Source organism: Flavobacterium endophyticum (assembly GCF_003634455.1).
Lineage (GTDB): Bacteria > Bacteroidota > Bacteroidia > Flavobacteriales > Flavobacteriaceae > Flavobacterium > Flavobacterium endophyticum.
Map to the genome: position 1 here is coordinate 2,071,403 of NZ_RBLC01000001.1, position 11,897 is coordinate 2,083,299.

The 11,897-nt window shown below is 35.8% G+C and carries 8 protein-coding genes and 1 riboswitch; of the genes, 7 read left to right on the forward strand and 1 reads right to left on the reverse strand.

Annotated features, from left to right (window positions below; all coding sequences use genetic code 11):
- Nucleotides 1-30 precede the first annotated feature (30 nt).
- The 3 genes from CLV94_RS09295 to CLV94_RS09305 all read left to right on the forward strand — a co-directional run bounded on the left by CLV94_RS09295 (nucleotide 31) and on the right by CLV94_RS09305 (nucleotide 6,061).
- Nucleotides 31-876 (forward strand): GLPGLI family protein, encoded by an 846-nt coding sequence (locus CLV94_RS09295; RefSeq protein WP_121376111.1) that lies wholly within the window; start codon nucleotides 31-33, stop codon nucleotides 874-876.
- Between the two features lie 32 nt (nucleotides 877-908).
- Nucleotides 909-3,593, forward strand: coding sequence for a carboxypeptidase-like regulatory domain-containing protein (locus CLV94_RS09300; RefSeq protein WP_121376112.1), 2,685 nt, complete (start codon nucleotides 909-911; stop codon nucleotides 3,591-3,593).
- Between the two features lie 182 nt (nucleotides 3,594-3,775).
- Complete coding sequence (locus CLV94_RS09305) at nucleotides 3,776-6,061, forward strand: tetratricopeptide repeat protein (RefSeq protein WP_121376113.1); 2,286 nt, start codon at nucleotides 3,776-3,778, stop codon at nucleotides 6,059-6,061.
- 54 nt (nucleotides 6,062-6,115) lie between these two features.
- On the opposite strand, the gene metK is transcribed toward CLV94_RS09305, so the two are convergent.
- Nucleotides 6,116-7,366: a methionine adenosyltransferase gene (gene metK, locus CLV94_RS09310; RefSeq protein ID WP_121376114.1), complete on the reverse strand. Its 1,251-nt coding sequence runs from the start codon at nucleotides 7,364-7,366 to the stop codon at nucleotides 6,116-6,118.
- 307 nt (nucleotides 7,367-7,673) lie between these two features.
- On the opposite strand from metK, the gene CLV94_RS09315 reads away from it, so the two are divergent.
- From CLV94_RS09315 to CLV94_RS09330, 4 genes are all read left to right on the forward strand, one after another.
- The gene (locus CLV94_RS09315) at nucleotides 7,674-8,573 is read left to right on the forward strand and encodes a T9SS-dependent choice-of-anchor J family protein (protein WP_121376115.1); all 900 of its coding nucleotides are present in this window, start codon (nucleotides 7,674-7,676) and stop codon (nucleotides 8,571-8,573) included.
- A 564-nt stretch (nucleotides 8,574-9,137) separates the two neighbouring features.
- Nucleotides 9,138-10,094, forward strand: a complete 957-nt coding sequence (locus CLV94_RS09320) for a T9SS-dependent choice-of-anchor J family protein (RefSeq protein WP_121376116.1) — start codon at nucleotides 9,138-9,140, stop codon at nucleotides 10,092-10,094.
- Nucleotides 10,095-10,661: 567 nt separating this feature from the next.
- A complete protein-coding gene (locus tag CLV94_RS09325; RefSeq protein WP_147406610.1) occupies nucleotides 10,662-11,084 on the forward strand; it encodes an OsmC family protein in 423 nt (140 codons plus the stop codon).
- Nucleotides 11,085-11,193: 109 nt separating this feature from the next.
- On the forward strand, nucleotides 11,194-11,721 hold the full coding sequence (locus CLV94_RS09330; RefSeq protein WP_121376118.1) for a hypothetical protein: 528 nt from the start codon (nucleotides 11,194-11,196) through the stop codon (nucleotides 11,719-11,721).
- A gap of 66 nt (nucleotides 11,722-11,787) precedes the next feature.
- A riboswitch (SAM riboswitch) is annotated at nucleotides 11,788-11,891 on the forward strand.
- The last annotated feature ends 6 nt before the right edge of the window (nucleotides 11,892-11,897 follow it).

Sequence of the window (11,897 nt, forward strand, 5' to 3'; positions counted from 1 at the left end):
GTACCATTACTAACATAAAAAACAAATAAAATGATAAAGTCAACAGTTACATTAGCGTTTATGGTAACGGTGTTTTCGGCAAGTTTAATGAAAGCCCAAGATTTCCAAGGACAGGCGACTTATGAGTCAAAAACAATAATCAAAGACGATATAAAAATTGATGGCCCGAACATGACTCCAGACATGAAAGCCATGTTTGCAGAAAAAATGAAAAAAGCTTTTGAAAAAACCTATGTGCTGAATTTTAATAAGACCGAATCTATTTACGAAGAACCTCAAAAGCTAGAAGCTCCAGGTGCGTCTTCAGGAGGAGTGGTTATCAAAACTGCATCGGCAAGCGATGGAAAAATCTATAAAAATATAAAGAGCAAGATGATGCTTTCTGAAGAAGATTTCTTCGGAAAAGAATTCCTAATTACCGATTCGCTGCCTAACTGGAATTGGCAACTGTTGAACGAGACAAAAAAAATAGGCAATTATACCTGCTACAAAGCCGTATCCGTAATTCCTGTTACCAAGGAAGATATGGAGGAGTATGAAAAAATGAAAAAGAAAAAAAGCGAGGGCACAACGCAACTATTTACTGTAAGTGAGCCTAAGGAAAGAACAATAACCGTTTGGTATACGCCAGAAATTCCGATTAGCCAAGGACCCGGCGAATATTGGGGACTTCCTGGGTTGATCATGGAAGTAAGTGATGCAAGAACTGTAGTATTGTGCTCTAAAATCATATTGAATCCAAAGGATAAAATAACGATCAAAGTGCCAAAAAGCGGGAAAAAAGTAACGAAGAAGGAATATGATATACTAATCGAAAAACAGATGGAACAGATGAAGGATTCCAAAGGAAATATTCAGATCAGGATCGGCAATTAATTACTAGTTTTACACCCAACAACTTATCTCAAATGAAAAAGATACTTTTTCTCGCATTTTTTTTCTTGTCCCTTTATAGTTATTCCCAAAATATACGATTTGAAGGCCTTATAACCGATTCAAATGCTGTTGGTTTGGAAATGGCAAACGTCATGGCTGTAAACCAAAATACAAAGGCAATGGATTCTTATGCGATTACGAATGACAAAGGAAAATTTCTATTGTCGCTGAAGCCGAATGCGACCTACAAAATAAAGGTCAGCTATATTGGCTATCAAGCTAAGGAAATTGATCTTGTGACGGAATCAGAAAATATGATTCAGACTATAGTTTTACAAGAAGGAGTAGATTTGGACCAAGTTGAGATCGTGCACGAAATGCCCGTTTCAATCAAAGGAGATACGATTGTTTATAATGCCGATTCCTTTAAGACCGGAACAGAAAGAAAATTAGAAGATGTATTGAAAAAGCTTCCAGGTGTTGAGGTAAATGCAGATGGTGAGATAGAGGTTGAAGGAAAAAAAGTCCAAAAATTAATGGTAGAAGGAAAGGACTTTTTTGATGGTGATACTAAATTAGGAGTAAAAAATATTCCAGCCGATGCTGTCGATAAAGTTCAGGTATTGAGAAATTACAATGAAGTTGGTGCTCTGAAAGGTCTCGAAAACAACGAAGAAAACGTCGCGATGAATATCAAGCTGAAAGACGGCAAAAAGAACTTTTGGTTTGGGGACATGAACGCCGGAATTGGAGTCGGGCATGAAGATAGTCGGTATGTCGTAAATCCGAAATTGTTCTACTATAATCCGAAATACAGCATCAACGTGATTGCTAATTTTAATAATATCGGAGAACTGCCTTTGACCATACAGGATTATTTTAAGTTCACAGGAGGCTTTAGAGGCATGATGCAAAAAGGAGGAAGCTCTTTCAGTGTTTCGTCGAACGACTTAGGAATTGCGATGCTCAGAAATAATCGCGCGAAGGAAATCGAGACACAGTTTGGAGCCACGAATTTCTCTTACAATGTTACTAAAGAATGGAGCTTGAGCGGTTTTGCAATCCTTTCTTCATCGGAAACGGACTTGGAAACGAAATCGAGAAGCACAATTCTAGAGACTGGAGTAAGACAGCAAAACGAAGAAATCGCCCACCAAAAAAGCAATCTCGGATTGTTTAAGTTCAGCTCGAGCTACAAGCCAAATACAAAGTTGCAGTTTGATTACGATGTTTTGATGAAACAGTCGAAACAAGATGAGAATAACAATTTGCTTCGAGAATATACCGTTAACGATATTACGACTGCAGAAGATATTTATACGACTAAAAAGCAAAATCCGACATCGATAAACCAAAATGCAAGCCTCTATTATACGTTGGACGACAAAAATGTTTTTGCTTTCGAGGCGCAGCATTTATATCAAGACGAAGACCCTTTCTATAATGCAAATCTGCTCAACCAGCCTTTCGCCTTGTCAGGATATGTAGAAAACCAAAATAGGAATGATTTAAGCCAAAGCCGATTCGTAAAAACAAATAAGCTCGATGCCAAGTTAGATTATTACTATATGCTTACGCCAAAAAGCAACATTAATGTTACGTTAGGAAATACAAATTCGCACCAGAATTTTAACTCGAGCATTTTCCAGATTTTAGACAATGGGACGAGAAATGACCTTGAAGCTCCAGAAAACAATAATAAAGTAAGGTATGATTTTAACGATGCTTTTATCGGATTGCATTATAAGTTCCTGACGGGCAAATTTACCTTTACGCCTGGATTTAGCCTGCATTCTTACCAAATGAATAACGAGCAATTAGGAACAAGCTACAAGCAAGATTTCTTTAAATTATTGCCAGATTTTTACGCCTTGTACCAAATTAAAAAGTCGGAAACACTGACCTATAATTTTGCTTTGACCAATACTTTTACTGATATCAACAATCTAGCAATGGGGAATGTGCTTTCTGGATATAGCAGCTTATACAACGGAAACCGATTTCTTGAAAATTCAACTTCACAGATACATTCCTTGAGATATTTCAAGTATAACATGTATAATTTTGAAAATATATTTGCCAACATTTCCTATAGCAAAGCAACCGATGCCGTAAAAAGCAGAATTGTTTTTGAAAATGTAAACCAAACATTGACGCCTTATAATTCTAACTTGGCTGACGAGACGATTAATGCTAATGGAGCTTATGGACGTTCGTTTCTTAGAGATTATAAAGCCTCTGCCGGAGTGGGCCTAAACTGGTCGAAATTCAACAACATCCAAAACGGAAGCGTAAGAACACAAGAAAGTTTTATGCAGAATTATACTCTGAAAGCTGCAACCAACTACAAGTCGCTCCCAAATCTGGAAATAGGCTATAATTTTATGGTGAACGACTATGCCGGCTCAAAATTCTATACCGACAAGCCTTTTGCTAAATTGGATTATTATTTCCTAGACAGCTTTTCTTTTGTAGCCGAGTACGAGTTCTATCATTATTACAACAGCAGCAAGACTGTAGAAAACGAATATGATTTTCTAGACGCAAGCCTAATTTACCAAAAGAAAGACAGCAAATTTGAGTATAAAATAAGCGCGACAAACCTGTTAGTTACCAAAACCCTGAATGACGACAGTTTTAATCAATATCGAACTACAACTTCGCAATACAGGATACAGCCGAGATATTTGATACTGTCATTGAAATATAATTTATAGAGAAGGAAAATTTGAGATTTTCAGCCAAGCTATTTGCTCAACGGTTAAGGCGTTTTTGGTTAGTTGCTTCTTAATCCTGCCTATAGCTTGGCTGAATACTATTCAAGACGGCTTTTGTTTTTTGAATTATTTGCTGAAAAATAAGTTACATTTGTCAGATAAATAACCTAAAAAGCCACAATATGAAGAAGTATTCTGTTGGATTGCTGCTGTTTCTTTCTGCAATTTCCTATGCTCAAAATAAGATTGAAAAGACGACCTATATTTCAAATTCCTATGGACAGGATATCAAGCTGAACCTGCATGAAAACAATCAGTACGAGCTTGTTGTTTTTTATGGGAATTATGAAATTAAGAACGATACGCTACACCTAAATAACAATCATTCTGAAGGATCCGATTTTTCGGTCGCATTTTCGTCTGATTCTAATCCGAGTTTAGGAAAAGTAAAAGTAAATCTTAAAGGTGTTTCTTCTTATTATTCAGGACTACATATCGGAACCCAGACAGGTAATTCTGAGCCTACATACAAAAGCATTTCGGATTTGGGAGGCGAGATGAATTTTGACGAAACCGAACTGAATTTCGAAATTAACAAATCAGACTATTTTTATTTGGCTAAAGAAGATTATAATGGCGAAACCACATTGTATAAATATGCCTTGCCAAGAGGTACAAATAAAATAGAAATTGAATACAATGCTAACTACTTAGGACAAATAAAACTTCAAGGCTATCTTAATGAAAAAAACGAATTGGTTGTTTCCGAAAAAAACAAAAAGAGCCCGATAACTTTTGTCCCAGAAAGCAGGAAACCAAAAGCTGTAGAATCGCAAGTAAAGCCTTTGGAGACTAAAAAAGAGGCCAACTGGACCTATCCGGGGAAAGCTGACTTATATGGTCTTGCTGCTGACACTACAGCGATGGTAGCATCAGATTTTAAATTGGTAGTGCAAGACAATCTACAAAAAGCCCTAGAAGCCACTAAGAAAACTCCACAGAAATTTCTAGTAGTTTCTTATGAGCCTGATGATAAAAATGCGAAAACAGCATTCGACGCATTTATCCAGAACCAGCAATATGCTATAGGAGGCTATTCCTATGAATACAATGCCGATTATGATAAATACAATTATTACCTAGCTACTGCAAAAGACAAATCTTGGGCGTCTAAAAATAAGATTACCGATAATCCATCGACAATTATTATGGATGCCGACGGAACTATCTTAGGACAGATAAAAGGAAGTCTTTCTAAAAACGAGCCCCTTTTTAGTGTGTATTACAGCTCGATCGGCGACCAGCTGAAATTAGTTAAAGCTAAGATCGACCTAAATAAGGCTTTGAATTCAAAGAAGACCAAAGATTCCGAAATCGTAAAAAAAATGGTGCCGCTTTCAGAAAATAATTCAGCATGGGCTATTAGTCCGCCAATGGTAACAACAGCTGTAGCCGTTCCTGCTGAAAAAGTAGTTGAAGAAGAAGTTCCGGTTGAAGTCGCAGAAGTTGCAGTCGATACCGTTGCCGCTTATCCAGCTTATTATGACCAAAACGAAGCCGTTTATACAAAAGTAGATTTTGACAAAAAGAAACTGCTTGCTGCTTGGAGCAGGATAGTCGACAGCCATTCAAAAGATGCAGCGCCCGACATGGATTTTGTAAAAGTTGCTTTAGCAGAAATTCAAAATAGCGGATTTTATTATAGTCTATTTAATGAAGGAAGACCATTTGACGAGACTAATTTCAAGGCAATTGACTATCTTTTGAAACATTATGATGCTATCCTGCAAGAACAAAAAACAGCTTCTGGCCAAGGAGAAATGGTTGATTATTATGGCGACTATGCTTCAACAATAGAAACGCAGCTTCCGACAGCTATTTCTAATGGTATCTCGCAACTTTCGGAGAAAACGACCGATGAATATCAAAATAGGATGATGGCTGTTTATAAAAAAACAGTAGAAAAAAAATCAGATGATTATAACGCAACTATCGAGTACCTAAGAGTACTTCAGGGTTTTGCAGAATCTACGAATAAAGAGAGTCAGTTTATAGAAGAATATGATGCCTTCTATAAAAAGACCTTTAAAGGACGCCAAAACGAAATCGAAATTTTAGATGAAATGTACAGCACTCCAGGAAAAGGATACCAGACCTATAACGATTGGAGCAGTTTTAAAAACTCTTTCTCAAATGCCTCTAACGAAGCTGCTTGGTTTGTGGTTCAAAAGGCTAAAAACCCAGAGTCGATCAAAAAAGCAATCCAATGGTCGGAATCTAGCTTAAGAATTGAAAAAAATAATCCGTATTATCTAGACACTTTAGCGCAGCTTTATTATAAAAATGGCGAAAAGCAAAAAGCAATCGCTACACAAGAACAAGCCTTGAAATTCTCTCAAGATATGGGAGATGAGACTAAAGCAGATTTACAATCCGTCTTAGAGAAAATGAAAAACGGAACTTACTAAAAATAAAAAACCATCCAATAACGGATGGTTTTTTTATGTCTAAAACAGCAGGATTTATAATCCGAAAGCTGTTTTTACTTTATCAACGAAATCTAATTTCTCCCAAGTAAACAATTCAACAGTAACTGTTTTCTCTTCACCATTTGGCGTTTTAAAAGTTTTGGTTACGGTTTCAGGTTTTCTTCCCATGTGGCCGTAAGCCGCAGTTTCACTATAAATTGGGTTTCTCAGTTTTAATCTTTGCTCGATAAAATAAGGTCTCATATCGAAAAGCTCTTCTACTTTTTTAGCAATCTCTCCATCTGTAAGATTTACTTTAGAAGTACCGTACGTATTGATGTAGATTCCCATTGGTTTTGCAACACCAATCGCATACGAAACCTGAACCAAAATTTCTTCAGCAACGCCAGCTGCAACTAGATTTTTGGCAATGTGACGGGTAGCGTAAGCCGCACTTCGGTCTACCTTGCTCGGATCCTTTCCAGAAAAAGCACCACCACCGTGAGCTCCTTTTCCACCATATGTATCAACAATAATTTTCCTTCCAGTTAATCCTGTATCGCCATGTGGGCCTCCAATTACGAATTTTCCAGTAGGATTGATATGGTATTGGATTTTATCATTGAACAAATGCGCATACTGCGGATTATTTTTGATAATTCTTGGAATCAAGATTTCTACCAAATCTTTTTTGATTTTTTCAAGCATTTTCGCTTCCTCGTCAAAATCATCATGCTGTGTAGAAATTACGATAGCATCAATCCTTACAGGCTTGTTGTTGTCGTCGTATTCTAATGTTACTTGTGATTTTGCATCCGGGCGAAGATATTTGATCTCGTTGTTTTCACGACGCAAAACCGCTAATTCTTGCAATAATTTATGAGAAAGATTCAACGCCAAAGGCATAAAATCTTCAGTTTCATTAGTTGCATAACCGAACATCATTCCTTGGTCACCAGCACCTTGATCTTCTTTACTGGCTCTATCTACACCTTGGTTAATGTCTTGCGATTGTTCGTGGATAGCAGATAAGACACCACACGAATTAGCCTCGAACATATATTCGCTTTTGGTATAGCCAATTTTTTTGATGACATCGCGTGCAATTTGCTGAACGTCTAGATATGTTTTTGATTTAACTTCTCCCGCCAGAATTACCTGTCCAGTTGTAACCAAAGTTTCACAAGCAACTTTTGAATCGGCGTCAAAAGCCAAAAAGTTATCGATTAATGCATCTGAAATTTGATCCGCAATTTTATCTGGATGTCCTTCACTCACAGACTCTGACGTAAATAAATAAGCCATATTTTTAAATTTTTAGGAATCGGAAAAATTGCAGAGAAGGCTAAAGGAGAGTTTTCTGCTTTAGCATTTTTATGATACTCTATTTGTTTAGTATCAGAGGTTGCAATCAGTACAAATTTTTCCTCTTCTCGATTTTGACTGCAAATGTATGAAAGCATATTTAATTGACAAAGGAGTTATGCCAGAAAGGAAGAAAGTGAGAAGACAGATTTTTTTTATTAATTTTTAAAATGTGTTAATGAAATTGATTATATTTGAGTTATGATGATTGAATTTAAATTATGTATAACGTTTTAATTAAAAAATTATGAAAAAAACTTTACTTTCTTTGTTTTTATTGGCTTCAACACTAAGCCAAGCTCAAAACCTGTTTACTGAAAATTTTGATACCTACGCCAATTTGGCGACAGCTGGATGGACTTCTACAAATCAGAGTACACCTGCCGGAGCCTCAACTTGGGCTCAAGGAGGCGGAACGGCTTTCGCTACTGGCGCATACAATGGTGCTGCAACTTCCTTCACTTTATGTAACTTTAATAGTACAACTGGTGGTACAGGTACAATTAGTAACTGGTTAATAACTCCTGTGGTTAGCTTGCAGAATGGTGATGTAGTGACATTTTACAGTAGAGCAGGCGGAACAGGCGTAGGTACAGTTTACGCTGACCGTTTGGAATTAAGACTTAGTACAAATGGTGCAGCTACAGTAAATCCAACAGGCGGATCTGCAGGTCTTGGCGACTTTACTACCTTGGCGTTAACAATTAACCCTACTCTGACGCCGACAGGTTACCCTTTCACTTGGACACAATATTCTTATACCGTATCAGGCTTAACAGGAGTTGTACCATGTAAATTGGCGTTTAGATATTTTGTTACAAATGGTGGCCCAGATGGTGCAAATTCAAATATCATTGGAGTCGATGCTTTATCTATTGATAGAGCTTTGAGTACAGATGATTTCTTTTCGAACAATTTCTCAATGTATCCAAATCCGTCAACTGGTTTGGTAAATTTGGCTAGCAAAAATAATGTTGCCATTAATACTATACAAATTACAGATTTGAACGGACGCGTTGTTAGAAATATTAATGCAAACAGCGTTTCAGAAACTCAAATCAATATATCAGACCTGACTGCCGGAATGTATTTTTTAAATGTCCAAACCGATTCGGGCTCAGGGACTACAAAAATTATAAGAAGCTAAATCATAGCAGTTTTATAAAAAATCAAACCCACTTCTTTTAGGAGTGGGTTTTTTAGTTGAAGCAAGAGCTATTGTTGAAATCTCTCGATTTTATCACCCTTTAATATGACCGTATGTATCTCGATTGGCACAAGGTTTAAGGCTTCTTAAGAATTTTACAATTGCTGATGGATTCTATTAGATGCCGTATAGAAATTTTTTTTTCGTTTGAATTTATAAAATTCTATACTTAACTTTAGTAATTCCATGCAGAAAAAACTTTTCCATACAGAACTTCCGCATGCCTTTTGTAAATTGCGAGCTACTATGAAACACTCTTGCTTCGTGTAGTGAATCATTTTCAGGTTATTTTTATAAAAAGCAAGCTTAATCAGTTGTTTTCGATGTTATAAAAATCCAACCAAGTGATAGTTTTAATAAGTGGTTTGTTCTGTTTGTGATTTAACGTTAAATCTAACTGTATATAGGTGTTTTTTATTTGAAAAATTGTTAAATGGAGTATTTTATTACAAAACAAATTAAAAAGCATCTATATTTGCCGGCGTATTAACTTTTTAATTTATTATGAAAAAAACTTTACTTTCTCTTTTTATGCTGACAGCTTTGTCTGCAGCAAATGCACAAAATGTTTTCTCTTATGGTTTTGATGGTACTACAGAATCATTAGATGCAGCAGGTTGGATAAGAACGAATCAGAGTACTCCAGCTACGACAACTTTATGGACAAATGCTGATTATGAAGGACCACTTGAAGACCCAATCTTTGGAAGTGATTCTCCAGTTGGACATGCAGGAGGTACAAATTCATTTGCACTTGTTAACTTTACAAGTACAGGAACTATAAATCCAGTAACAGGAGCTGCTTCTGGATCTGGAAACATCAGCAACTGGTTAATAACTCCGGTTATAACAGTACAAAATGGTGATATAGTAAGTTTCTACACAAGAAAAGGAACAGATGGAACGGAAGATTATCCGGATAGATTAGAGCTTAGAATGAGTTCTGCAACTACACATACAACACCTACTGGAGGAGCTACAAATGTAGGTTCATTTACAACTGTTGGTGTTACAGTTAACCCAACTTTAGTAGCTGGATTTGTTTATCCAAAAACATGGACACAGTATACTTTCACAGTAAGTGGTTTAGCAGCTCCAACTGCAGTTAAATTTGCATTCAGATATTTCGTAAATAATGGAGGTGCTGCAGGTGCAAATTCTGATATTATCGGAATTGATACTTTTTCTGTTGACAGAACATTAAGTACAAACGATTTCTTTGCTGCTAATTTTGCTGTTTATCCAAATCCATCAAACGGCTTGGTAAACTTGGCTAGCAAAAACAACATGGCAATCAATGCTATTCAAATTACAGATTTGAACGGACGTGTAGTTAGAAATATTAATACAAATGGTGTTTCTGAAACTCAAATCAACATTTCTGATTTGACTACAGGATTGTATTTCTTAAATGTTCAAACTGATTCTGGATCAGGAACAACAAAAATCGTAAAGAACTAATTACTAGTAGTTTATATTTTAAAAACCCGCTTTGTGAACAGCGGGTTTTTTTATGTAGAAAAATAAAATAAATGTTAAAGTTTGTTTCTTTGTATTGCTAATTGAAAAATAGTTCTCAAGTTTGCATCATCAAAAAGAAATAAAAATGAAAACTATTATTTGTCATATGTACTGTAAGATCTGGAAAAATTCCGCAGAGCGTACTATTGCCAAATTTTAAATTTCTTAAAATATAAAGCAAAAAAACCTCTGCATTTCGCAGAGGTTTTTTTTTGGAACAAAACAAAATTTATAAAAGATACGATTGAAATTCTTATTAACTAACTCAAATAAATTTCAATCCTCCTCCTCGAATTTTTGAGGAGGAACAAAAAATTAAAAAAGATGAACACGACAATGATGATTTGCTGTAAAAAACATATGTGGATTTATTGCCACCTCAAACTCCATTGCCAAAAGCGAACGACTTAATCTCTGTTTATATTCAAGTGTAAAGTCCTTTTGGTAAGCCAGCCAAAAGGACTTTTTGTTTTTTATCAAATAATTATCAATCTCAATAAAAAAATTATGAAAGCAATAAATGTTTTAGGATACTCCAGAAATAACGAACAATTCGTTGTAAAGACACAGAATTCTGATGTAAGAATCAGCAACAATAAAAAATTTCCAGAACTCGAAGGACCTAGTCCGTTTGAATATATCCTTGCCGGTTTTGCAGGATGCGTCAATGCGGTTAGCCAAAAAGTAGCCGAAGAATTGGGCATAAACCTAAAATCGCTACAGGTAGAAATCACGGGAACCATAAGCCAAGAAGAAAGAGTCGGTTTCAGCAAAATTGAAATTGTACTGAAACCAACGACTGATGCTTCGCTGCAAGTGCTCCAAAAATGGTTAAAATTAGTACAGCAAAAAAGTCCGGTTTATGACAACTTGGTCAATACAACTCCGGTCGAATTAATTTTGTACAAAGAATATAATTATGCCGCATAAAGCATAAATCACAAAATTGTTTAGTTTGTTTTATTTGTTTGTTTGTTGAAAAGGCTGCTTTTGATTGCCAGTCAAAAGCAGCTCTTTTTAAACCTAAAGCCTCAAAATCATGTCAGTTAAAAAAATAAATATTATTCTTTTCGGAATAGAAACCGTCGGAAGTTCTTTGATAAACCAAATACTTGCCAGCCAAAAAGCACCTTTGGAAAATAGAAAATTTGAATTAAGATTGCCGATAATAACCAATTCTACAGTAGCTTTTTTTGAAAAACCAACTGTAAAAAATGCTTGGGAAGCCAATTTTATTCAGTTTGCAATTCCCTTTAAGGTAGAAGATATCATCAGTTTTGTTCAAGAAAATGAACTTGAAAATCTTATCGCTGTCGATACCACCGAAACCGACGATTTGCTTTCTGAATATTTCGAATTATTGCAAAACGACTTCGATGTTATCAGCACGAATCCAGTCATAGAAAAGCTTCCTGCGGATTTTAATGCATCTATAAATGCTAGCCTGAAGAAATTCGGAAAAGAATTTTTCTTCATAAATCCAATAAAAAAAGAAGCTGTTTCTGAAACCCTACTTAAGAAAATCATCCAAATTGCAGAAAAGCAAGATTTGAAGTTAGCAGTATAATTTCCTTTCGGCTATTGCAAAAACCAAACATATTGCATTACTTTGCAGTGTTCATACAAATATTGACAGTTATCACGAAAGGCAGAGGGATTAGACCCGGTGAAGCCTTAGCAACCCTTTAAGCTTTAAAGAAGGTGCTACATTCTACCACGAAAGTGGATAGATAACACACAGAA

Excerpts from the sequence above, each read along its gene's own strand:
- metK (WP_121376114.1), bottom strand. The coding sequence starts at position 7,366 with ATGGCTTATTTATTTACGTCAGAGTCTGTGAGTGAAGGACATCCAGAT.
- CLV94_RS09325 (WP_147406610.1), top strand. The coding sequence starts at position 10,662 with ATGAAAGCAATAAATGTTTTAGGATACTCCAGAAATAACGAACAATTC.
- CLV94_RS09315 (WP_121376115.1), top strand. The coding sequence starts at position 7,674 with ATGAAAAAAACTTTACTTTCTTTGTTTTTATTGGCTTCAACACTAAGC.
- CLV94_RS09320 (WP_121376116.1), top strand. The coding sequence starts at position 9,138 with ATGAAAAAAACTTTACTTTCTCTTTTTATGCTGACAGCTTTGTCTGCA.
- CLV94_RS09305 (WP_121376113.1), top strand. The coding sequence starts at position 3,776 with ATGAAGAAGTATTCTGTTGGATTGCTGCTGTTTCTTTCTGCAATTTCC.
- CLV94_RS09330 (WP_121376118.1), top strand. The coding sequence starts at position 11,194 with ATGTCAGTTAAAAAAATAAATATTATTCTTTTCGGAATAGAAACCGTC.
- CLV94_RS09295 (WP_121376111.1), top strand. The coding sequence starts at position 31 with ATGATAAAGTCAACAGTTACATTAGCGTTTATGGTAACGGTGTTTTCG.
- CLV94_RS09300 (WP_121376112.1), top strand. The coding sequence starts at position 909 with ATGAAAAAGATACTTTTTCTCGCATTTTTTTTCTTGTCCCTTTATAGT.